This window comes from Flavonifractor sp. An100 (assembly GCF_002161175.1).
Classification (GTDB): domain Bacteria; phylum Bacillota; class Clostridia; order Oscillospirales; family Oscillospiraceae; genus Lawsonibacter.
Genome location: NZ_NFMA01000006.1, coordinates 1 through 21,154, shown reverse-complemented (window position 1 = coordinate 21,154; position 21,154 = coordinate 1). Strand labels below are relative to the sequence as shown.

The following is a 21,154-nucleotide window of genomic DNA, read 5'->3' as shown; positions in this document are numbered from 1 at the left end:
AGAATGACCGGGATACGTGTCCCGGTCATTCTTCGTTCCAGCTTCTTCCCTTGATTTATCCCAGAGAACATGCAAAACCAATATGGCGGCATCTTGCAATTTCATGCGACAAAGAGTATGATGTGGTTAGCTGGCACTAACCATCATTGAGGTGACCATATTGTATGGATGACAACAAGCAGTTTTGGGAGCGGTTTTCACGACATTACTCCGGTTTCATACGCCGCTCTCAGACAACCTATCAGCAGATATGCAAAGCAATGCGTCCTTTTCTGAAACGGGACATGGACGTACTGGAGTTGGCCTGCGGAACAGGCCAGCTGTCCGTGCCGCTGTCTCCATGTGTCCGGAGCTGGGAGGCAACCGACTTTTCAGCTGAAATGATCCGTCAGGCCAAAAAGCAGATGCATTCGTCCCGGCTCCACTTTTCCGTCCAGGACGCCACCAAGCTGCCCTACGGCCCGGAGAGCTTCGATGCGGTCGTGATCTCCAACGCCCTCCATATCATGCCTCACCCGGAAAAGGCTCTGGCGGAAGCCTGGCGGGTTCTGAAGCCGGGGGGATGGCTGTTCGCCCCCACCTTTGTCTGGGGCAAAAGCCGAAGCGCCAGACTCCGGCTCTGGTTCATGGGGCTGTCAGGCTTTCGGGTGTACCATGTCTGGACTGCCGGGGAGCTGATGGCATACCTGTCCGAGTACGGCTATTCCATCGTTCGCCATCAGCTTCTCGGGAGTTCGTTGGCGCCGCTGTGCTGTCTGATGGCCAGGAAGATCCCGGATGAACGGACTGCGGCACGGCAGGCTACCGTCCGGTCCGCACAGCACGATGATCCAAAAGTCAAGAAGGAGTGATAGAACATGTGGAAGTACACAGTGGAAGTCAACGGAATGATGTGCGGGATGTGCGAGGCTCATGTCAATGACGCCGTGCGCAAAGCCTGCCCGGTCAAAAAGGTAAATTCTTCCCGCAGCAAAAACCAGACCGTGATCCTCTCTGAAACAGAGCTGGACACGGAGGCTCTTATGAACACCATTCGCGGCACGGGGTATGAGGTCGGAGCGATCCAGCAGGAGCCGTACAAAAAAAGAGAATTGTTTGGCTGAGGTCTTTAGGCGCAGCGGTCAGAAAAGAGGCGTGAACATGAACGCGGCAATGCAGTCGTTTGGATATGGATTAGCAGCCTTGCTGTTTTGCATCGCCATTCTTGGCGTGTGCCATAACATCAAAAAAACTGCCCGAAAAGTTTTGAAAAGCCAGCAGCCACATAAGGGCGATCTATCGCAAAAGTTTTGATTTATGTCACAGAATTGCTTAGTTGTGAACTTATCCCTATCAAAATAAGCGGTGGATGCGTTGTTGCATCCACCGCTTTATATGTTGCTTATCATCCTTCCCGGTGGCGTTACCCACGCGCTTGCCGGATGTTGCACTGCTGCCATTATCATTCCAGTAACTCCAGCGGCACCACGCAAAGCTAAAAAGCCGCCTTTGATCAATCTGTTCTTAATAGCCTCCTGATAAAAGCATGATCGGTACCGAATGTCATTTCAACGCAGGGGGCAAGCAGCTCTTTCCACAATTCAATCGGCACAGGTTCCTCCAGCCGAATGGTTGGTATATTCTTTTTTGAGTCGCTTTAATCTCTCAAAGGATTCCGTGCTGATTGCGTGTTCAATGCGACAGGCTTCCTTTTCTGCGGTTTTCGGGTCAACACCGGCCTCCATCAGCATCGCAGAGAAGAATTGGTGCTTTTCCAGTGTGATTTCGGCGACAGAACGGCCCGCTTCGGTCAAGATCAGGAAACGACGCTCATCCATTCGCAGAAATCCTTTTGCACGCAGAGAGGCAACCGCGTGGCATACACTTGGCTTCGATACCTTCAGATGCTGTGCTACATCCACAGACCGTACCACCCCCATTCTCCTCTGAAGGAGTAGGATAGCTTCCAGATAATCTTCCGCTGACGCACGCACTTCCAATCCCATCACTCCTTGTCCATCCGGCAACCGCTATGGTTTTGAGCCAAGTCCAGACCTTCTTTTCATAGGTAGGCTATTGTCTGAATTCAATATAAGCAAAAGAATCCAAGTGGTTAGCAAACGCTAACCACTTGGATTCTATCATACACCGATACTGTTGTCAATGTGTGTATCCCGTCCGCAACCCCTTGTCCTCTCGGCAGGTAGCGGTCTGTACCCTGAGCGTTCGGATTTCCTGTCAGCGGTGTAGCTTTCTGAAGATCAGTCCTGTGCTCCCGAAGACTCTACATCAGATATTTTTGTCTGATTCAGGTGAGCCTGCATGGCGGCGAAGGATTTTTCGCTGATCACATGCTCGATCCTGCAGGCATCCTCTGCGGCTGTTTTTTCATCCACGCCAAGACCCTTGAGCATTTCTGTCAGTACCGTGTGCCGGGTGTACATGGTCTCAGCAATGGCGAGACCTTTTGATGTCAGAGTGATTGCGCCCTCTCCGTCCACCTCCACATAACCGTCTTTTTTTAGAATGGACAATGCACGGCTGACGCTGGGCTTGGTATAGCCCATCTGTTCTCCCACGTCAATGGCCCGCACAAAGGATTTTGTTTGCCTTAAAATATAAATGGTCTCCAAATACATCTGACCAGATTCATGGATTGCCATACAAGACCTCCATTGGATAAAGCATTTTGATTATTATAGCACAGTCCGGAAAAATGAACCAGCCTGTTTATCGGAAACGGAGATTTTCTTTGCTGAACATAGGTTCCCGCTTGACAATTGATTTGGCATGGTATATTATAGCAGAGGGTTAGATATTGCTAACCTAATTTTTACGTGGCCTGGTTTCCTATCGCTAACCAGGCTGTGAGCAAGTGATCGAATCAACGCTGAAAAGGTGATGGATATGTCATTGTTGGATGCTCTGGACGGGCAGGAATATATCATCAAGCAAATCAATACGGACGATGAGGAGCTGAATGCTTTCCTTTTTTCTTTGGGTTGCTATGTGGGAGAGCCGGTGACCGTGGTATCCCACCTCAAGGGCGGCTGCGTGGTTTCCATCAAGGATGGCCGCTACAATATCGACAACCAGCTGGCCTCGGCCATCGAGATATAAGATCTGGAGCACTTATTACGCCCCAGAGCCCCAGATCTAAGGTATTCATTCATGTTTATTCTGCCCAACGGTTAGCGTAGGGCAACCGCTGAGTTGTGAATAAAGTACATCGCACACATAGAGAAGGAGGAAATGTCATGCGTATTGCCTTGACTGGCAACCCGAACTCCGGCAAAACCACCATGTACAACGCCCTCACCGGGCGAAATGAGAAGGTGGGCAACTGGGCCGGCGTGACGGTTGAAAAGAAGGAGCACCCCATTAAGAAAGCCTACAGCAGCGGGACGGAAGATCTGATCGCCGTAGATCTGCCCGGCGCCTACTCCATGTCCCCGTTCACATCGGAGGAGAGCATCACCAGCTCCTATGTAAAGCACGAACATCCCGATGCCATCATCAACATTGTGGATGCCACCAACCTGAGCCGCAGCCTGTTCTTCACGACCCAGCTGCTGGAACTGGGCATCCCCGTGGTGGTCGCCCTGAACAAGAGCGATATCAATGCAAAAAAGCAGACCGTCATTGATGTAGCGTCTCTCTCCGCCAAACTGGGCTGTCCCGTGGTAGAGACCGTCTCCACCGCCGCGGAAGGGCTGAAGGCCGTAGTGGACGCCGCTGTTGCACAAAGCGGTAAAATCCAAAGAGCTCCTTATGTCCAGGGCGACATTGATCTGACTGACAAGAAGGTTGTGGAGGAAGCCGACCGTAAGCGTTTCGCGTTTGTCAATTCCCTGGTCTCCCAGGTGGAGAAGCGGAAGGTCCTCACCAAGGACAAGGGCACGGGGGACGCCATTGACGCCGTGCTGACCAACAAGTTCCTGGGCATTCCCATCTTTGCCGTGGTCATGTTCCTGGTGTTTCAGATCTCTCAGGTCTGGGTGGGGCCGTTTATTGCAGACACCCTGGTGGCCTGGATCGAGACCTTCCAGGGCTACGTCGGCGAGGTGCTGCTGGCTGACGCCAACCCTCTGCTGACCGCGCTGCTGGCCGACGGCATCATCGGCGGCGTGGGCGCCGTGGTTGGTTTCCTGCCCCTGGTGATGATCATGTATTTCCTCATCGCCCTGCTGGAGGACTGCGGCTACATGTCCCGTGTCTCCGTGGTACTTGACCCCATCTTCAAGAAGGTGGGCCTGTCCGGTAAGTCTGTGATTCCTTTCGTCATTGGCACCGGCTGTGCTATTCCCGGTGTCATGGCCAGCCGTACTATCCGCAACGAGCGGGAGCGTCGGGCCACCGCCATGCTGACCCCCTTCATGCCCTGCGGCGCCAAGATCCCCGTCATCGCCCTGTTTGCCGGTGCTTTCTTTGACGATGCCGGCTGGGTAAGCTTCCTCATGTACTTCACCGGCATCGTGCTTATTTTCCTGGGCGCCCTGCTGGTCAACAAGATCGCCGGCTACAAGAACCGCAAGTCCTTCTTTATCATCGAGCTGCCGGAGTATAAGGTACCTTCTCTCTGGTTCGCCTTCAAGGCCATGTGTGCCCGGGGCTGGGCCTACATCGTGAAGGCCGCCACCATTATTCTGCTGTGCAACACCGCCGTGCAGATCATGCAGACCTTCAACTGGAGCTTCCAGGTGGCGGAGACCGCCGACAGCTCCATTCTGGCCTCCATCGCTCATCCCTTTGCCTATCTGCTGGTGCCCATCGTGGGCGTTCTCAGCTGGCAGCTGGCAGCCGCCGCCGTCACCGGTTTCATTGCCAAGGAAAATGTGGTGGGCACGCTGGCCGTCTGCTTTGTGGGTCTGGAGAACCTCATCGACACCGATGCCCTGGAGATGATGGAGGGCGCCGGCGCCGAGGTAGCGGGCTTCATCGCCATCACCAAGGTGGCGGCCTTGGCCTACTTAATGTTCAACCTGTACACACCTCCCTGCTTTGCCGCCATCGGCGCCATGAACTCCGAGATGAAGAGCGCGAAGTGGCTGTGGGGCGGTATCGGCCTCCAGCTGGGTACCGGCTACACAGTGGGCTTCCTGGTCTACCAGATTGGCACCCTGATCACCACCGGTTCCATTGGTGCCGGCTTTGTCCCCGGTCTCATCGCTGTAATTGTGTTCGCCGCAATTCTGGTGTGGCTGTGCCTGAAGGCGGATAAGGATCTGAAGCAGGAGTATGCGCTGAATGGAGCGAGAGCTTGATGATCGACTATATCGTAATTGGCATTCTTGTGGTAATTATCGCAGCCGCCGCGTTCTATGTCTATAAGGCAAAAAAGAGCGGCAAGAAGTGTATCGGCTGCCCGGATGGATGCTCTTGCAGTTCCAAAAAGGCAGACCAGCATCACTGCTGCTGCAGTACCCACGAGAAATAGAAAAGATGCGGGGGCCTTCCGTTTGGATGGCCCCCGCTGATCATTTCATGTATCCATGAACTTTCCTATTGACAAACACGATGTGATATATTAAAATCAGAATACGGGTTAGCTATTGCTAACTGCCGGGAGAAATCCCAATTATTTTTTGAATATAGGTTAGCGTTTGCTAACTTCCTGCTTTGGAAGCGACGTACCATACAAGGAGGCGTGTTATGTCAGAGGATCTGCTGATTCGTCACTGCTCTCCCACCCTGGCGGGAATCAAGACGGGAAATCTTTTTTCCTGTGCCTGCCCCAGCCGGAAGGATCTGACGAAAGACTTGTGTCGGCTGAACAAGAAACTGGTGCCCAAGGGCATCCGCGTCCTTCCGCTTCGGGTTCGCAAAGGCCGCGCTTTGATCTACGCCTACCGGCCCAATGCACTGGAGAGCGATCTGACCGATTACCGCGCCAGAGCCTTGCTTCTCAAATACGGCTATGTGCCGGAAAACCCCAATGGCTGCGTGGTTCACCTGATCCACCGGCTCCGGAGCGAGGGGGAATTTCCCCATGAGATCGGCCTGTTTTTGAGCTATCCCCCTGAGGATGTGCTGGGCTTTATTTGCAACCGGGCGTGCAATCACAAATGCGTGGGCTGCTGGAAGGTCTACGGCGACGAGCAGGCCGCCAGAAACCTCTTTGAGAAATACGAGATGTGCAGCAAAATCTACTCCCGGCAGTGGCAGCAAGGGAAATCCATCGAGCAGCTCACCGTGGCTGGTTGATGTTTCTACCATAACAAATCCAGAAAGAAAGGTCGCTAAAGTCTTATGAGTAAAGTTGCAGTTGTGTATTGGAGCGGCACGGGAAACACCGAGGCCATGGCCATGGCGGTGGCCGAAGGAGCCAAGGGCAAGGGTGCCGAGGTATCTGTGATCACCGCCGCAGAGTTCTCCCCGGAGCAGGTCAGCGAGTATTCCGCCATCGCTTTCGGCTGCCCCTCCATGGGGTCGGAGCAGCTGGAGGAGAGCGAGTTCGAGCCTATGTTCACCGCCTGTGAGGGCAGGCTGAGCGGGAAGAATATCGCCCTGTTCGGCTCCTACGGCTGGGGCGATGGCGAATGGATGCGCAGCTGGGAGTCCCGCTGCAACGACGACGGCGCCAATCTGGCCTGTGACAGCGTGATCTGCAACGAAGCTCCGGACGATGACGCTCTGGCGGCTTGCCGCGAACTGGGCGCGTCGCTGGCCTGACAAAAACACCGCAGAAGGCAGGAGGCGCTCGTCTCCTGCCTTCTGCCTGTATCCCCAGTCAGCATAGGCAAAACCATTTCCGAACCCAGAGAAACAGGTCGTGAGAAATCATGCTGAAAGAATATTTATCGAGCCAGGACTCCGGCACAGGCCGTTGGAGCAGCAGTATGCCAGGGGTGCAGATCTGCCGGTTTTCCCTGCCGGAGCCGGAGCAGGAACCTCTGCGGTCTGTCCCGGTGTGCGGCACACCGCTCCAGTTTGAGGTACTGTTCTGCCTGACCGGTCGCCTTACTGTCCGAGCGTTACAAGGTACCTCCTGCACGGTGGAGGCGCCGGGGATCTTCCTCCTCTCCGACAGCTCTGCTCTCCGCTGGTGTCAGTGTAGCGGAAACCTGGGCGGCGTTTTGATCGCCGTAGACGCAAAAGCCGCAAAGGAAAGCCTTGTGACGGTCTGCTCCACTTTGGGGATGAAGCTGGACACCAGGATCGTCAAGAAAAAGATGACAGCAAGAAACGGCTGCACGGCCCTGCACGGCACGCCTTGGACGCAGGCATTTTTTGAAACCGTTCGCTATCTGTCTGAGCAGGAGCAGGAACGCTACTGTGTTTTCAAGTCGGTAGAACTGCTGTATCTGCTCTGCACCGAGGTATCTGAATCGGATGAATCTCTCTCCGGCTCAGGCTGCCCAGTATCCCACAGCCTCTTGGAAGTCAAGGCATACATACAGACGCATCTGTCTGATAAGCTCACCATTGCGCTCCTCTGCAAACAGTTTTCCGTTTCCCCGACCTTCTTGAAAGAAGGTTTTCGCCGCGCCTACGGCGTACCGATCCACACGTATTTGATCCAGCAGCGCCTCCGGCGAGCACAGGAGCTGATCTGCACCACCCGAATGTCCATTCAGCAAATTGCGCAGTCTGTGGGGTATGAGGGTATGAGCCAGTTCAACACAGCGTTCAAGCGGGAGTATGGCATGACTCCCGGCCAGTACAGAAAAATGTCGGAAACCGCAACTCTGCGTCCGTTTTGACAGCGACAAGCTCCCACATTTCCTGCTATAATAACCAGACATTCCAAAGTGATCAAAGGAGTGAGAGCGATGAAACAGCATCGTTTTTGGGCCTGGGGCGCTGTGATTTGCATGATTATGGTCATGGTCACCGGCTACAAGCGGAAATAAGGGAAAGGAAGTATTGCAATGAGTGTTTATACGAAACTGGCCTGCTTTGCGGGCGGTGCGTTATTTGGCTCTTTTGGCGTTAAGCTGCTGTCCAGCAAGGACGCCAAAAAGGCCTATGTCCATGTCACGGCCGCCGGCCTGCGGATGAAGGACTCGGTCATGGGAACCGTGACCACGGTGCAGGAGAACGCCGCGGACATTCTGGCCTCCGCCAAGGAGCTGAACGAGGACCGGGCTGCAAAGGAAGCGGAGGAAGCCGCCGCTGCCAATCTGGAAAGCGAAGAAGCCTGATTGACCCAGAGGGAGCCGCCAGCGGCTCCCTTTTTTCTTGAAGGAGGAATCTATGAACGCAACCATATTGCACGAGAGCCGGGGGCGCATCCGGTTCCGGCTGCGCCAGAAACAGATGACGCTCGCTCAAGCGGATCTACTGGAGGCATGGATTCAGGGAAAGTCCTGGTGCCGACAGGTCACCGTCCATGAGCGCACCTGTGCTGTGATCCTGTACTACGATGGGGATCGACAAACTGTGCTGGAGGCCATTCGGCATTTTTCCTGGCAGGAGGCGGAGCGGACCACCGCACTGCCCGCCCACAGCAGCCGGGCGCTGAACCGGGAATTCGAGGAGAAACTGGTAACTAAGGTAGTGTGCAAAGCTGCCTGTACCCTGTTTCTCCCACCTCCATTGCGGATTGCCCGCATACTCTGGCACATGATCCCCTTTGTACGGCGGGGACTGCGCTGCCTGCTGCGCCGCCGCATCAAGGTGGAACTGCTGGATGCCCTGTCTATTTCCATTTCCGCCTGCAGAAGGGACTTTGGAACCGCCGGAATGGTCATGTTCCTGCTGGAGGTGGGCGAACTGCTGGAGGAGTGGACAAGAAAGAAATCTGTGGCGGATCTGGCCCGGTGCATGTCGCTGAATGTGGACCGGGTCTGGCTGCGCACAGCCCAGGGCGAAGTGCTGGTTCCCGTGTCCCAGATCCAGCCGGGGGATGCGGTAGTCGTCCGCGCCGGCGGCATCGTCCCCGTGGACGGCCTGGTGCTGGAGGGGGAGGTCACCGTCAATCAGGCGTCCCTCACCGGTGAGTCCATCCCGGTGCCCAAGCGACCCGGAGGCGCAGTCTATGCCGGCACCGTGGTGGAGGAGGGCGAGTGTGTGCTGGAGGTGAAGCAGGCCTCCGGTCAGAGCCGCTATGACCAAATCGTTCACATGATCGAGCAGTCGGAGCAGATGAAGTCGGAGGCTGAGAGCAAGGCTGCCAATCTGGCGGACAAGCTGGTGCCCTATACCTTTGTAGGGAGCCTGCTGAGTTTTGCTCTTACCCGCAATGTGGCACGGGCTTTGTCGGTGCTGATGGTGGACTTCTCCTGCGCCCTGAAACTGGCCATGCCTCTGGCCGTCCTCTCTGCCATGCGGGAGGCGGGACGGGCCCATATCACCGTCAAGGGCGGCAAGTTCCTGGAGGCGGTGGCTGCCGCCGACACCATCGTTTTCGACAAGACCGGCACCCTGACCCACGCCTGCCCCCGGGTGGCTCAGGTGGTGTCCTTCGGAGGCAAAGAGGAATCCGAAATGCTGCGGCTGGCTGCCTGTTTGGAGGAGCACTTCCCCCATTCCATGGCCAACGCCGTGGTGGAGGAGGCCAAGCGCCGGGGCCTGCGCCACGAGGAGTACCACTCCAAGGTGGAGTATCTGGTGGCTCACGGCATCGCAAGCGCCGTCGATGAGGAGCGAGTCCTCATCGGCAGCGCGCACTTTATCTTTGAGGATGAGCGTTGCGTCATTCCAGAGGGCGAGCAGGAACGCTTTGATGCCCTGCCGCCGGAGTATTCCCACCTGTATCTGGCAGTAGGGGGGCAGCTGGCCGCTGTGATCTGCATCTCCGACCCGCTGCGGGAGGAGGCGAAGGAAGTCCTGTCCACCCTCCGTGCTCTGGGAGTCACCAGTACCGTCATGCTCACCGGCGATAGTTACCGCACCGCCGCAGCCATCGCCGCACAGGTGGGAGTGGATGACTTCCGCGCCGGAGTCCTGCCGGCGGACAAGGCGGAGTATGTGGCACGGCTACGCCGGGAGGGGCATACCGTCCTGATGGTGGGCGACGGCATCAACGACTCACCGGCCTTGTCCGAGGCGGATGCGGGCATTGCCATCAGCGACGGCGCCGCCATCGCCCGGGAGATTGCAGACATCACCATTGCCGCTGACAGCCTCTGGGAGCTTGTAGAGCTGCGTCGGATCGCCATGGCGCTGATGGCGCGCATCCACTCCAACTATCGCTTTGTCATTGGCTTCAACGGCGCCCTGATCGCTCTCGGTGTGGCAGGAGTCCTGCCACCAGCCACCTCCGCCACGCTGCACAATCTTTCCACCCTGGGCGTCAGCTTACGGAGTATGAGTGCATTACCACTTAGCAAAAAGAATACACCATGACGAATAAGGAGAGGCAATCTACAGAGATCGCCTCTCCTTATTTTACTTCTTTCTAAATAGGTAATTATTTGCCTGATACATGCCTCTATATTCCTAACGCCTGTGCATGGAAAAAACCGTGCTGCTTGTCACGCATGATCCCACAGAGCTGGATATGCTGGGTGTGCCGAATTGCTGACAGGACTGGAATAAAAAACGGGCTTCACAGATGTCAAAATGCTTCTATGGAGTCCGTTCTTTTTCTGTCAGCAGGACGGGGTCTTCACGACCACCAGGTACATCTTGAACGCTGTCACGCCCTGTACTGCGTGAGGGATGCCGGCAGGCATGATAATGGCTTCTCCTGCGTTTAGGGTGTGGGGAACGCCGTCAATGGTAATTTGTGCCGTTCCTTCCAAAATAGTCGCCATAGCGTCTCCGGGAGCAGCGTGGGTGCTAATGGCCTCACCCGCATCAAAGGCAAACAGGGTGATCCCCGCACCGGGCTGTTGGGCCAGGGTCAGGCTGACAACCTTACCCGCTTCATATTCCACTTGCCCCTTCAAGGCAAAGGGCTGCGCATGAGGGACATTCTTAATCAGGGTTTCCATGAATTATTCCTCCTAAATCATTATGAAAGCGTGATCTGCAGCAGCTTGCAGCCATCCGGAGCAACTACTGCGTGGGGAGTATGGGCGGGAACAGCCAAGCAATCGCCCGTTTGAAGACAGCGGCTGTCCTCACCCGCAGAGACAAAAAGCGCCCCCTCCAGAATGTAGTAGAGGGTATCGCCAAAATAGCATTCCTCACTGATACTCTCCCCGTCGCCGAAGGCCAAAAGAGTCATTTGGCAGTGTTCCTGCCGGCTCATAGCCATACTGACCACGCGGCCAGGTTGAATCTGAATCAGCTGGGTGAGCTGCTGGGGCTGCTGTGTGGGCAGGTTGCGTAAAAAGTCCATTACTCATACCTCCATGGGTCGTTTTATCCTTATGATACCCCAGGAAACGGGATCATTCCATTGCCACAGCAACAACGATCAGGCTGTGATGCGACCAATAATTTCCCGCCGGATCTCAGTCAGCTCCGGTGCCGAGGCATCCCGGCCTTCCCGGCCAGGCAGGGTGATCCATGTTTGAATGGTGGTTGGCCTGGGTGTCAGGACAGCAATTCGGGTGGCCACGGTCAACGCCTCATCAATTTCGTGGGTGACAAACAGAACACCCGGCTTTTTGATCTGCCAGATCTCCAGAAGCATATTCACCATCTCCATGCGAATGCCGTAGTCCAGCCCCTGAAAGGGCTCATCCATCAGGAAGAACTTTCCGCCAAAATGGAAGGCCCGTGCCAGCGCACAGCGACGGGCCATGCCCCCGGAGAGCTGCGTGGGGTAGTATCCCTCAAAGCCTTTCAGCCCTACATCTGAAATGAGGGTACGCACTGCCTCCGGCTCAGCATCCTCACGAACCAGACGAATGTTTTCTTCCACTGTTCGCCACGGCAGCAGGCGTGGACTTTGAAACATATAGCTCAGCCGAGTATTGGTTCCCTCGATGGTACCCGTGTCAGGTGTTGCCAGGCCTGAAATCAGGTTAAGAAGCGTGGTCTTTCCGCAGCCGGAGGGACCGATCAGAGCCACGATCTCCCCCGGAGAAAGGGTCAAAGACAAGTCAGACAGGACAGGTAATCCGTCATAGGACTTGGTGATTCCGCTCAGTTTCAGCATGTCACACCTTCTTTCCCGCAAAAAGCCATCCTCAGCAATCTTTGTGTGAGATAGCATCCCAATACCAGCAGCAGCGACCAGGCAATGATGGCATCGGGCTCGATGTTGAGCCGGGCCGTGGTGATGGCTCCTCCGATTCCGCTGTTTGTAGTAAGAACCTCTCCCATAACTGCCAGCTTCCATCCGCCTCCGATCACGATTTCCAGCGCTGAGCGGAAATAGGGGCGGATAGACGGAAGGGTTACATGGCGCAGCGTCTTCCAGCGGGAAAATTGGTAAAGGCGCGCCATCTCCAACAGCCGTGGATCTACGCTGCGGACGCCGTGACTAAGGTTGATCACCACAGTTGGAACTGTGGCTGTGGCTACAATGAAGACGCAGGGCTTTCCGTTAAATCCGAACCACACCAGTGCCAGAACCACCCAACATACGGGCGGAATGGCTTGGAGTACATGGATCAGTGGGGTTCCCACGTCCTCTATCTTGGGACACAGGCCAAACAACAGTCCCAGAACAGCGCCAACTCCCACACCGATGGCCAATCCGGCAATCAGCCTCAGGATTGTTGTTCCTATGGTGGCTCCGAAGTCCGACTGCGTCATCAACCTAACCAATGTGGAAAGGACCTGGGCAATGGGGGGCACCACCAGCGGCGGGAAAAAGAGAGCGGCCAGCTGCCAGGCTCCCAGCAGTAGGCACACTCCCAAGGCACGGCGGAACCACAGTCCCGTCTTACCCTGCATAGAACAGTCCCTCATCGGGCAACTCTCCGCCGATCATAGAGGGCTCAAAGTTGTAAAGAAGGTTATAGAAGGTATCCAGCTCCTCTTTGGCATCCTGGGCACTCTTAAAGGTCAAGCCCATATTGGGAATGGCAGCTTCTACCACAGCAGCGTTCATATCCAGATACTCCTCAGCCAGAGCAGCAGCCTCGGTCGGGTGATCCAGCACCCACTGCACGCTCTCCTCATAAGCCGCCTGGAACTGGGCGGCCAGCTCCGGGTTCGCGTCCAGGAAGGTCTGCGTGGTGCCGAAGCCCGCGTTGGGGATCATGGTATCGGTGCCGGTGGATCGCTGCCACTCGGTTTCAAAGCTGAGTGCCCGGCGCACATTCTCATTCTGTACCATGGCGGAAGTAACCTGGGGCTCGATCAAGGTGGCGTATTCCGCCTCCCCGGAGGCCAAAAGGGCGGCTACTTCTGCAGTACTGGCGTAGACCACCTGGACATTTTCACCCACCGTCAGGCCGGCTTCACTCATAAAATACTGGGTGAGCGCATCCGGAGGAGAGGACTGAAGCGGGATATATACCGTCTTGCCCTCCAGGTCACTCCAGGTTGTGAAATTCGGATCGGTGGTCATAAAGTACGTAACGCCCCAGGTGTTCACATTCATCAGACGTACATCAAGTCCCTTATTATAGAGGGTGGATATCACGGTCAGGGGAAATGCGTACAGGTCATGTTCTCCGCCCTGGACCATAGCCAGAAGTTCTTCCGGGGCATTCCACACATTCAGGTCAATTGTCACATTCTCCCCCAGCAGCTGCTCCTCCATCATGTGAAGAACCGGCAGAGCAGGCGGGGCAGTGGGCACGCCTACAGAGATGGTAATCGGTTCGGCGGCCTGGCTGGATTCCTCTGCTGTGTCGTTTTGGTTGGTGCTGTCCGAAGGCGCATTGCCCCCGGCACAACCGGCCAGGGCAAAGAGCATCATAGCAGAAGCCAGGATGGAAGCAAGGGTGCGTTTCATTTGCGATCCTCCAATCTGAATCAATATAATCCTGCTTGTGGTTAGACATAGCTAACCACAAGCAGGATTATTACATAAAACAACAGGACCGTCCGTTGCTATGGCAACGGATAGCCCTGATTTTTCTGTCTATGCGGTTAAAAACTTACTGTCCAAAATTTGAATAACCTGTCCCTGATAAGTAAGAATACCCTCTTTCTGCATTCGGCCCAGTTCTCGGGAAAGGGCGCTGCGATCTACACACAGATAGTCCGCCATCTCTCCACGTCCCATCTCCAAGCGTATCTCACCATTGGAGGCAACTGGCAAACCTTGAAGATAGACCTTAATCCGATTGCGAAGCCGGTTCTGTGCCAAAATACGCATTTTCTGGTTGAGGAATAAAGCTCCTCTTCCCATTTCCTGCAACAAATTGGCGGTTACCCGCATCCGGTATGGACACCCGTTCTCTTGCTGCAGCAACAAAGGGTCAAAGTCCAGATAGAGCACCTCTGTATCGTTAAGGGCATCAATTTGAATGGGGCTGTCTTGGGACATGGAGCAGACCAATGTCTCCCCAAACACGCGCCCCCTACTCAGGCGATCAATGGTTAGTAGATTTCCGTCCTCGCTGTAAAGTGAGATCCTTAAGGTGCCAGACATAACAACGCCGGGGCGCTTTTGGCAATCACCGATCCGCAGCAGAATTGTGTCCTTTGGAATTGCCCGCACTTCTCCATGCAGGCAGTTAAGAACATTCTGATACTTTTCTTCCGGAATACCGTCGAACAGCTGGCAACGGCGCATCGCCGCAAAAATCGAACCCATGAGATCCCTCCGTGTTGCTGTGGCAACCGACAAAAACAAAAAGCTTCTTTATAGTTAGCGATAACTAACCATTATTATACTGCTTAGACAATGAAATGTCAATGTATGGAGGCTGTCCATGAATGGGATCGGTTTAGATTGCGGAACTGCTACTGTCAAACTGGCTATGCTCTCACAGGAGAGGGAGCTTTTGTGGTTCAAATCCTCCGCGCATCATGGTGCCGCAGTTCAAACAGTTCGGGCACTTCTCGGCGAACTACTGCAGGCGGATAGCAATGCTTGCGGCTATCCAGTGATGCTTACCGGAAGCATAGGAAATCGACTTTTAGATGTCTGTCCCGGACTTTTAACTCTGGGCGATATTCCCGCCATCCATCGCGGCATCCATCTGCTGGCACCGGAAGCGAAATCTGTCATTGAAATTGGAAGTCAGAGCGCCCGTTTCCTCACCGCTCTGGATTGTGGCACTCCGCCCAGATTTGCAGTGAATGAACACTGTGCCGGGGGCACTGGTTCCTTTTTTGAAGACCAAATGTCCCGGCTGGGCCTGCGGATCGAAGACTATTCCGAACTGGTAGCAAAGGCTCGCTCCATTCCACGCCTCTCTGGCCGATGTGCTGTCTTTGCCAAAACGGATATCATTCACCGACAGCAGGAGGGAGTGCCTACTCCTGACATTCTGCTGGGGCTCTGCTACGCAATGGTCCGCAACTATAAAGCAGTCATTGTGCGGGGACTTTCTGTGGAGAAGCCTGTGGCTTTATGCGGCGGAGTTGGCTACAATGCGGGGGTTCTTCGGGCTATTCGGGATGTTTTTGGTCTCACGGAAGAAGAATTGATTTTACCGAAGAATTTCCTCTACGCCGGCGCCGCCGGGGCTGCGCTGGCTGCTCAGGAGGCAGGCACCTGTTCCATGGGAGAACTACTGGCCTCTCTGTGTGGGCAGGATTCAAACACGGAAGACCGGCTGCACCGTCGTCAGCCACTGGGGCCTGATCCCAAGGTTTTTGTATCTGATCCGCCTGTTTCCGGCCATATCCCACCACAGGGCTACGCTTTGGGCATTGATGTAGGTTCTACCAGCACAGACCTGGTTCTCACGGATCAATTCGGAGAACTGGTGGACTTCCAGTATCTTCGCACCGCCGGAGACCCGGAGGCAGCGGTGCGAAAGGGCCTGGAGAATATCCGCTCCCGTTTTGGGCGGATTCCCCTTCTGGCAGTTGGCGTCACTGGCTCCGGACGAGAGCGGATCGGCCGGCTCATCGGTGCGGATGCCGTGCGAGATGAGATTACAGCCCAAGCAAGAGCTGCCATCCAATGTATGCCCAAAGCAGATACCGTCTTTGAGATCGGCGGTCAAGATTCTAAATACATCTCCCTTCAGAATGGGCAGGTTACAGACTTTCAAATGAACAAAATCTGTGCTGCCGGAACCGGCTCCTTTGTTGAGGAGCAGGCCGCACGCATGAACATCCCTTTGAAGGACTTCGGCCGCCTGGCTCTTACTGCAAAGGCCCCTGTGGAATTGGGAGAGCGATGCACCGTGTTTATCGAGACCGCTATCCAATCTGCCCAGGCACAGGGAGCCACCCAGGCAGAGGTCGCAGCCGGTTTGTGCCAGTCCATTGTCCGAAATTATCTCCACAAAGTAGTTGGGAGCAAGCCAGTAGGACACCATATTGTGCTCCAGGGCGGTGTGGCCTATAACCCCGGCATCGTGGCCGCTTTCCGCCAGGAATTTGGAGATCGGCTCACAGTCTCTCCCTGCTTCTCCATCAGTGGAGCATACGGCGCCGCCCTGCTGGCACTGGAATCCAAGAAAGGCCCTACCCGCTTCCATGGGTTCGACAGGCAGCCGGAAGCGGAGGTCGCCCTGTCCGCGGAGATTCAACGCAACATCGCCTTTTACCAGCGTGGCCCACGGTTGCTGTTGGAAGGTTATGATCCAACACCTGTCCCCGGAAGGAAAACGGTGGGTGTACCTTTTGCCCTGATGATCCACAAGTTCTTTCCTATGGCAAATGCCTTCTTCCGGCAGTTGGGATTCAATGTACTGCTCTCGCCGTCTACCAACGAGGAGATCATACGCCTCTCCCAACAGACAGCCCAGGCGGAGACCTGTTACCCGGTAAAGCTGATCCATGGTCATATGGCCTGGTTGGCAGAGCGCGGTGTTGACTATATCTTTCTCCCCTCCATCCATACCATGAGGCATGAGACCTCCAAGGTTGAGCACAACTACGGCTGTGTCTATATGCAGACCGCACCTCAGTTGGCCGCCCGTGCCCTTCGTCTGGCGGAGCGGGGCATTGAGTTGCTCAACCCTGTGTTCGATCTGGACTTTGGGCAGGAAGCGATGGCATCAGCTATGCTGGGCCTTGGAAAACAGCTTGGCATCCCCAAACTGCGGTGTCTGCCTGCCCTGATGGCCGGAGCCCAAGCGGTACGCCGGCATACAGCAGCAGTAGAGCGGCAGGGTCGTGAACTGCTTTCCTCTCTGAATCCTGAGGACAAAGTACTTGTACTGATCACCCGGAACTACGGTCTTTCCGATCCGGTGCTGAATATGGGAATCCCTCGTCTGCTGCTGGAACGGGGGCACAAGGTAATTACTCTCTCCCATTTACCTGCTCACGACCTGGATCTGTCAGCGGACTACCCCAATCTGTACTGGCCCTTCGGACAACACATCCTCTCCGGGGCGAAACTCGTGGCCCATCACCCTAATCTGTACGCCGTCTATCTCACCAATCACGGCTGCGGACCGGATACGATGCTCTCCTATCTGTTCCGGAAGGAGATGGGCGAAAAACCCTATCTGCACATCGAAGTGGATGAGCACTTCTCACCAGTAGGCGTTATTACTCGCATCGAGGCATTTCTCCAGAGTCTGGAAAGCCGTTCCTCTCAGCCACTGCCGGATCACTTTAAGCTCACAGCTGTGGAACACTGCTCTACCAAAGTCGTTGATATCCCAGAATCAAACCACGGCCCTTTATATGTTTTGGATCTGCCGCCGTTTACCACATATCTTAGGAAATATGCTGAAATGGTATGGAATGTGGAAACCCATCCCATGCCTCTGGGCGGCACTTCCCTGGTTTTGGGCCGGGGGGAGACCAGTTCCAAAGAGTACCTTCCCTTCCCCGCATTACTGGGTGGTATTCTGAACGCAGCGGAGAAGGAATCCGATTCCTTTCAGATGCTGATTCCCTCCACCCAAGGCGCGGAGGCCGACGGCCAGTACCCGTGGGCGGTGGAGGCAGTGCTTGCCAACCGGGGACTGGAGCGGGTAACACTGGTTTCCCCGGAACTGGAAACTTTGCCGGAGAACATCCCAGATCCAGACCTGTTGTTCCGAGCTGTGTTGGCAGGAGATCTCATACTGTGCGCCCCGCCTGAGCAGCGCAGCGCACTAAGTCCAGACGACATTCCAAATTGGGACAGCCTGAGCACGTTGGCGGCGCAAATCGGAAGCATCCCTGTCAAAAGCCAGCCTCTTGCCGCGGTGGGAGAACCCCTTACGCTGTTTGCTCTAAACGACGGGGTGCTGGGAACGCTGGAAAGGCAGGGCCGGCCTCTGTATCGTGCCCCCCTGAGCGAGTACCTCTGGTTTCTCTGGCGAGATTCCGGAAGTGTCATAGCCGCTTCCTGGACGGATCAAATGACAGAACTGGGGCGCCTATTGGGGGCGAGAAGCAGCTTCTCCAAAGATCCAGAGGGGATGCGTACTGCAGCGGATCAGCTGCTGCCGAGATTTGCCGGAGCCAACGGTCGGTACCGTTTGGCCAAGGCACGGGAACTTGGCCGAACATCGGCTGGTGTGCTGACGCTGGCTCCCCGGTATGAAAACACAGCAACACTGTTGGATATGACTGGTGAAATGGGTGGAATCCCCCACTTACATCTTGCCATGGACAGTGATTGGGACGAGAGCGCCTGGTCCCGCCTAAACTCCTTCCTCTATTACCTGAAATAAACCCCAGAATCATACCCTTTGTCCGTGCAGGCAGTTTATAGAAGCCTCTTTTGTTTTTATCGACCGAGGCTGTAGAAAAAGCACCGGAGGAGTGGTGAAGGAAAAAACCTGTTGTTGATTTGACCCGATGTATGTCCCTGAATATGGATTGTGTCTGGTGGAGCACAGCTCAGGAAGGGTGCTGCTCCCCATGCCCCAATCCAGCCGGTAGATGCCATGGTGGTCCGGGGAAGCGGCATTAGTTGCGGCGTAGCCAAGGAGCGGATGGACAACCAGAGCGAGAATCAGTATTGCCTGGACTGGTTCATGTGCTTCCGCAAAGAGTCGAAGTACTGCTATGTTTCGTTGGATACCGACTCGGCGCAAGAGAACCCCGTTGCCTGTTTGTCTGGATTGCAGCTGCAGCAAAAGGAAACCTTATGGCGTCTGTTTTTAGAAAAGCATCTGGTTCCGCCTGAATTTGAATGGCTTCGGGATGCATTGCTGCAGGACGGTGTCCAAAACTGGATCGAATGGCATTTGGCGCTCTATCGGACTTTGGAGCAGTTGGGCATCCGATTTCTCTGCAGCGGAGGTCAGTTTGAGCTTATGGACAGCGCGGGGAAACGCTTCTATTTCAGCGTGGATCACACCAATACCGCAGAACATGTGCTGATGAAGATCCTCTTCCCGCTGAATCAATAAGTTCACCTTCCTATGCCATGCAAAAGGCCGCCGGTCTGCCTGTACGGTTCAGGCAGACCGGCGGCCTTTTATCTGTTCTTAATTCCATATGTGCAATCCTTTTCCCGGTTTTAGTTCCTATGAGCTACAGTCCCATCCTAAAGTGGAACTAAAGAAATGCCCCGTTCACAAGAATATAAAAAAGACGGCCTACCATTGGCAGACCGCCTGGGGATAGAAAACAGAAATAGAGATAAGGGGAGACTCATTTCAAATCGACCCGAAAGCCGATGGTGCCTCCGCGCTTATAGGCTGTGATAGAGCCGCGGTGGCTTCTGGCGATGGATTGGGCCAGGGAGAGGCCGATCCCGAAGCTGCCGGAAAAGGTGCGGACCTGGTCGGCGCGGTAAAAGCGGTCAAACAGCTTGTCCAGGGGCAGATGGTCCACAGCGGCATAGGTATTTTCCACGGTGAGAATGGGGTGCCTGCGCTGGTAGAGGCGGACCTGGATGGAGCCGTTGGGGTCACAATATTTCACGGCGTTGTCCAGGAGGATGGCAATGAGCCTGCGAATCATGGACTCGTCGCCGTGGTAGGAGAGCTCAGGCTGGATTTGCTGGGATATGGTGTATCCCCGCTCCTCCGCCAGACCTTGAAATTCAGAGACGGTGTCCTCAACCGCGCCGCTCAAAGAGAAGTCCGAGTTTTCCAGATGGACGTTGCTCTCATCCATCCGGGACAGCATGACCATCTGGTTGATGAGCAGGCCCATCCGCTCCCCCTCACCCCGGATGTCGTCCAGCCATTCGCTTTTCCCAAACTCTGACTCCAGAATGTCCAGATTGGAGAGAATCAGGGTCAGGGGCGTTTTCAATTCGTGGTTGGCGTTGGTGATGAACTGCTTTTGCTTTTCGTAGCTTTCCGCTACGGGCCGCACGGCAGGCTTGGAGATGAGAATAATCAGGATCAAAATCAGCGCCGCACTGCCCAGCAGCACCAAAAATACGGTGAATAAAAGACGGTTTGTGGTGTTTTGATACATAGTACCGCTGACAAATACCATAATGGAGCCATTCTGCGTGTCCACCGCCTTATAGCGGTAATCGGAGATCCAGCCCCGTTCAGAATCCCGAGAGGCCACCTTGCGGGCGTAACGTTCAATGTCAGATTTGGAGATGGTGGCCACGGAGTCCATGTTGATATGGACGATCTCCTGTTCCTCGTTCAGCCATACGGTGAAAAAACGGGTGGTGAAGGGGGTCTCCTTGGTGATCACATCCAGGTAGGGGAAGCGGGAAGGGGGCTGGTGCTGGGAGGATTCAACGGGAGGGAAGGCACCGTCATTGGAGGATATGGTGTCGGTCAGCATATCCAGGGAGCGGTTAATCTGTACCTTGGTAAAGTCCTTTGCTACAGCTTCATCTTAACAAAAGAATCCCTTCTGTCAAGAGTTGGCGTCTTGGATGGGGAACACCGCTCTTAAGAAAAAGATAAGAAATAACTCTGCAACCATCCAACATTGTCTCCAGTCCTAATATATGAAAGGAGGTCGTCCGCCAAAGAAGAGCCTCAGGATCAAGAATAGGGCAAGAACGGGACGAGACTATTTGCTTGGGAACAAACAGAATCCAACCGCCTGGGAAACAGGGGGGATTCCAGACATAATAAGGAGTGAATTGTGATGAAGAAAAAGGCTATCGTGCTGGGAATCGGAATTTTGACGCTGGGGATTTTGCTCTGTTCCTGTCATGCCGGCATGGGACGTGGGATCAAACCTGCCGCGGGGAGCGGACAGACGCCTCCAGCGTCCTCCTCGGCAAAGGAGAAGGAGGAGCCCGCCGTGCAGAAGGAAGAGGAGAAGGAGCAGGAGGAAGAGAAGCAGGAGATTCAGGGCATCATCAATAAGATGGGCACTTACCTGATCCTGCTGGTGGGCGACGGAGAGTATCAGGTGATGGATTTTGGCCAGGGGGTCA

Annotated in this window: 23 protein-coding genes and 1 pseudogene; 15 read left to right on the top strand and 9 right to left on the bottom strand. The window is 55.0% G+C overall.

All coding sequences use genetic code 11. From position 1 onward, the window contains the following. Positions 1–164: 164 nt before the first annotated feature. Genes B5E43_RS04995 through B5E43_RS15445 form a run of 3 tightly spaced genes read left to right on the top strand, consistent with a single transcriptional unit; the run spans position 165 to position 1,293 of the window. Positions 165–851 carry a class I SAM-dependent methyltransferase gene (locus B5E43_RS04995; protein ID WP_087394242.1) on the top strand — a complete coding sequence of 229 codons (687 nt, stop codon included), beginning with the start codon at positions 165–167 and terminating at the stop codon, positions 849–851. Between the two features lie 6 nt (positions 852–857). After that, positions 858–1,103 (top strand): cation transporter, encoded by a 246-nt coding sequence (locus B5E43_RS04990; protein WP_087394240.1) that lies wholly within the window; start codon positions 858–860, stop codon positions 1,101–1,103. 37 nt (positions 1,104–1,140) lie between these two features. Further along, complete coding sequence (locus tag B5E43_RS15445) at positions 1,141–1,293, top strand: hypothetical protein (protein ID WP_242964716.1); 153 nt, start codon at positions 1,141–1,143, stop codon at positions 1,291–1,293. 287 nt (positions 1,294–1,580) lie between these two features. On the opposite strand, the gene B5E43_RS04980 is transcribed toward B5E43_RS15445, so the two are convergent. Together B5E43_RS04980 and B5E43_RS04975 are read right to left on the bottom strand one after the other, a co-directional pair. Further along, complete coding sequence (locus B5E43_RS04980; protein ID WP_087394236.1) at positions 1,581–1,979, bottom strand: metal-dependent transcriptional regulator; 399 nt, start codon at positions 1,977–1,979, stop codon at positions 1,581–1,583. Between the two features lie 261 nt (positions 1,980–2,240). Further along, the gene (locus tag B5E43_RS04975; RefSeq protein ID WP_087394233.1) at positions 2,241–2,642 is read right to left on the bottom strand and encodes a metal-dependent transcriptional regulator; all 402 of its coding nucleotides are present in this window, start codon (positions 2,640–2,642) and stop codon (positions 2,241–2,243) included. 244 nt (positions 2,643–2,886) lie between these two features. On the opposite strand from B5E43_RS04975, the gene B5E43_RS04970 reads away from it, so the two are divergent. The 9 genes from B5E43_RS04970 to B5E43_RS04940 all read left to right on the top strand — a co-directional run bounded on the left by B5E43_RS04970 (position 2,887) and on the right by B5E43_RS04940 (position 10,269). Then, positions 2,887–3,099 (top strand): FeoA family protein, encoded by a 213-nt coding sequence (locus tag B5E43_RS04970; protein WP_087394232.1) that lies wholly within the window; start codon positions 2,887–2,889, stop codon positions 3,097–3,099. Between the two features lie 137 nt (positions 3,100–3,236). Further along, positions 3,237–5,243: a ferrous iron transporter B gene (locus tag B5E43_RS04965; protein ID WP_087394230.1), complete on the top strand. Its 2,007-nt coding sequence runs from the start codon at positions 3,237–3,239 to the stop codon at positions 5,241–5,243. Continuing rightward, on the top strand, positions 5,243–5,416 hold the full coding sequence (locus tag B5E43_RS14845) for a FeoB-associated Cys-rich membrane protein (protein WP_139193410.1): 174 nt from the start codon (positions 5,243–5,245) through the stop codon (positions 5,414–5,416). Before B5E43_RS04965 ends, B5E43_RS14845 begins: the two co-directional genes overlap by 1 nt. Positions 5,417–5,631: 215 nt before the next feature. After that, positions 5,632–6,183 carry a DUF3793 family protein gene (locus tag B5E43_RS04960; RefSeq protein WP_087394228.1) on the top strand — a complete coding sequence of 184 codons (552 nt, stop codon included), beginning with the start codon at positions 5,632–5,634 and terminating at the stop codon, positions 6,181–6,183. Positions 6,184–6,228: 45 nt separating this feature from the next. Beyond that, entirely contained in the window at positions 6,229–6,651 is a 423-nt protein-coding gene (locus B5E43_RS04955) for a flavodoxin (RefSeq protein ID WP_087394226.1), read from the top strand. A gap of 110 nt (positions 6,652–6,761) precedes the next feature. Then, the gene (locus B5E43_RS04950) at positions 6,762–7,682 is read left to right on the top strand and encodes an AraC family transcriptional regulator (RefSeq protein WP_087394224.1); all 921 of its coding nucleotides are present in this window, start codon (positions 6,762–6,764) and stop codon (positions 7,680–7,682) included. Between the two features lie 27 nt (positions 7,683–7,709). Next, complete coding sequence (locus B5E43_RS15440; protein WP_343214270.1) at positions 7,710–7,832, top strand: DUF6219 family protein; 123 nt, start codon at positions 7,710–7,712, stop codon at positions 7,830–7,832. An 18-nt stretch (positions 7,833–7,850) separates the two neighbouring features. Then, the gene (locus B5E43_RS04945) at positions 7,851–8,123 is read left to right on the top strand and encodes a DUF6110 family protein (RefSeq protein WP_087238102.1); all 273 of its coding nucleotides are present in this window, start codon (positions 7,851–7,853) and stop codon (positions 8,121–8,123) included. Between the two features lie 52 nt (positions 8,124–8,175). Next, positions 8,176–10,269 carry a heavy metal translocating P-type ATPase gene (locus B5E43_RS04940; RefSeq protein WP_087394222.1) on the top strand — a complete coding sequence of 698 codons (2,094 nt, stop codon included), beginning with the start codon at positions 8,176–8,178 and terminating at the stop codon, positions 10,267–10,269. Between the two features lie 245 nt (positions 10,270–10,514). Here B5E43_RS04940 and B5E43_RS04935 read toward each other — a convergent pair whose 3' ends face one another. The 6 genes from B5E43_RS04935 to B5E43_RS04910 form a co-directional block, all read right to left on the bottom strand. Further along, positions 10,515–10,859 carry a cupin domain-containing protein gene (locus tag B5E43_RS04935; RefSeq protein WP_087394220.1) on the bottom strand — a complete coding sequence of 115 codons (345 nt, stop codon included), beginning with the start codon at positions 10,857–10,859 and terminating at the stop codon, positions 10,515–10,517. A gap of 20 nt (positions 10,860–10,879) precedes the next feature. After that, positions 10,880–11,209, bottom strand: coding sequence for a cupin domain-containing protein (locus tag B5E43_RS04930; RefSeq protein ID WP_087394218.1), 330 nt, complete (start codon positions 11,207–11,209; stop codon positions 10,880–10,882). Between the two features lie 78 nt (positions 11,210–11,287). Then, positions 11,288–11,974, bottom strand: coding sequence for an ABC transporter ATP-binding protein (locus B5E43_RS04925; RefSeq protein WP_087394216.1), 687 nt, complete (start codon positions 11,972–11,974; stop codon positions 11,288–11,290). Next, on the bottom strand, positions 11,968–12,717 hold the full coding sequence (locus B5E43_RS04920; protein WP_071432120.1) for an ABC transporter permease: 750 nt from the start codon (positions 12,715–12,717) through the stop codon (positions 11,968–11,970). The genes B5E43_RS04925 and B5E43_RS04920 overlap by 7 nt, the downstream gene beginning before the upstream one ends. Continuing rightward, on the bottom strand, positions 12,707–13,726 hold the full coding sequence (locus B5E43_RS04915; protein WP_087394214.1) for an ABC transporter substrate-binding protein: 1,020 nt from the start codon (positions 13,724–13,726) through the stop codon (positions 12,707–12,709). Before B5E43_RS04915 ends, B5E43_RS04920 begins: the two co-directional genes overlap by 11 nt. A gap of 129 nt (positions 13,727–13,855) precedes the next feature. Then, positions 13,856–14,533, bottom strand: a complete 678-nt coding sequence (locus tag B5E43_RS04910; protein ID WP_087388209.1) for a Crp/Fnr family transcriptional regulator — start codon at positions 14,531–14,533, stop codon at positions 13,856–13,858. A 295-nt stretch (positions 14,534–14,828) separates the two neighbouring features. Between B5E43_RS04910 and B5E43_RS04905 the strand changes: the two genes are divergently transcribed. After that, a complete protein-coding gene (locus B5E43_RS04905) occupies positions 14,829–18,515 on the top strand; it encodes an acyl-CoA dehydratase activase (protein WP_242964724.1) in 3,687 nt (1,228 codons plus the stop codon). A 150-nt stretch (positions 18,516–18,665) separates the two neighbouring features. Beyond that, a complete protein-coding gene (locus B5E43_RS15435) occupies positions 18,666–19,199 on the top strand; it encodes a hypothetical protein (RefSeq protein ID WP_242964715.1) in 534 nt (177 codons plus the stop codon). Between the two features lie 244 nt (positions 19,200–19,443). Here the strand turns inward: B5E43_RS15435 and B5E43_RS04895 are convergent, their stop codons facing one another. Then, the gene (locus B5E43_RS04895) at positions 19,444–20,547 is read right to left on the bottom strand and encodes a HAMP domain-containing sensor histidine kinase (protein ID WP_087394212.1); all 1,104 of its coding nucleotides are present in this window, start codon (positions 20,545–20,547) and stop codon (positions 19,444–19,446) included. Positions 20,548–20,859: 312 nt separating this feature from the next. Between B5E43_RS04895 and B5E43_RS04890 the strand changes: the two are divergent. Further along, positions 20,860–21,154: pseudogene (locus tag B5E43_RS04890) on the top strand (hypothetical protein); the annotation flags it as partial.

Bases quoted from the DNA above. Each gene is read 5' to 3' on its own strand.
- B5E43_RS04995 (WP_087394242.1), top strand. From the start codon at position 165: ATGGATGACAACAAGCAGTTTTGGGAGCGGTTTTCACGACATTACTCC.
- B5E43_RS04990 (WP_087394240.1), top strand. From the start codon at position 858: ATGTGGAAGTACACAGTGGAAGTCAACGGAATGATGTGCGGGATGTGC.
- B5E43_RS15445 (WP_242964716.1), top strand. From the start codon at position 1,141: ATGAACGCGGCAATGCAGTCGTTTGGATATGGATTAGCAGCCTTGCTG.
- B5E43_RS04975 (WP_087394233.1), bottom strand. From the start codon at position 2,642: ATGGCAATCCATGAATCTGGTCAGATGTATTTGGAGACCATTTATATT.
- B5E43_RS04970 (WP_087394232.1), top strand. From the start codon at position 2,887: ATGTCATTGTTGGATGCTCTGGACGGGCAGGAATATATCATCAAGCAA.
- B5E43_RS04965 (WP_087394230.1), top strand. From the start codon at position 3,237: ATGCGTATTGCCTTGACTGGCAACCCGAACTCCGGCAAAACCACCATG.
- B5E43_RS14845 (WP_139193410.1), top strand. From the start codon at position 5,243: ATGATCGACTATATCGTAATTGGCATTCTTGTGGTAATTATCGCAGCC.
- B5E43_RS04960 (WP_087394228.1), top strand. From the start codon at position 5,632: ATGTCAGAGGATCTGCTGATTCGTCACTGCTCTCCCACCCTGGCGGGA.
- B5E43_RS04955 (WP_087394226.1), top strand. From the start codon at position 6,229: ATGAGTAAAGTTGCAGTTGTGTATTGGAGCGGCACGGGAAACACCGAG.
- B5E43_RS04950 (WP_087394224.1), top strand. From the start codon at position 6,762: ATGCTGAAAGAATATTTATCGAGCCAGGACTCCGGCACAGGCCGTTGG.
- B5E43_RS04945 (WP_087238102.1), top strand. From the start codon at position 7,851: ATGAGTGTTTATACGAAACTGGCCTGCTTTGCGGGCGGTGCGTTATTT.
- B5E43_RS04940 (WP_087394222.1), top strand. From the start codon at position 8,176: ATGAACGCAACCATATTGCACGAGAGCCGGGGGCGCATCCGGTTCCGG.
- B5E43_RS04935 (WP_087394220.1), bottom strand. From the start codon at position 10,859: ATGGAAACCCTGATTAAGAATGTCCCTCATGCGCAGCCCTTTGCCTTG.
- B5E43_RS04930 (WP_087394218.1), bottom strand. From the start codon at position 11,209: ATGGACTTTTTACGCAACCTGCCCACACAGCAGCCCCAGCAGCTCACC.
- B5E43_RS04925 (WP_087394216.1), bottom strand. From the start codon at position 11,974: ATGCTGAAACTGAGCGGAATCACCAAGTCCTATGACGGATTACCTGTC.
- B5E43_RS04920 (WP_071432120.1), bottom strand. From the start codon at position 12,717: ATGCAGGGTAAGACGGGACTGTGGTTCCGCCGTGCCTTGGGAGTGTGC.
- B5E43_RS04915 (WP_087394214.1), bottom strand. From the start codon at position 13,726: ATGAAACGCACCCTTGCTTCCATCCTGGCTTCTGCTATGATGCTCTTT.
- B5E43_RS04910 (WP_087388209.1), bottom strand. From the start codon at position 14,533: ATGGGTTCGATTTTTGCGGCGATGCGCCGTTGCCAGCTGTTCGACGGT.
- B5E43_RS04905 (WP_242964724.1), top strand. From the start codon at position 14,829: ATGCTTACCGGAAGCATAGGAAATCGACTTTTAGATGTCTGTCCCGGA.
- B5E43_RS04895 (WP_087394212.1), bottom strand. From the start codon at position 20,547: ATGCTGACCGACACCATATCCTCCAATGACGGTGCCTTCCCTCCCGTT.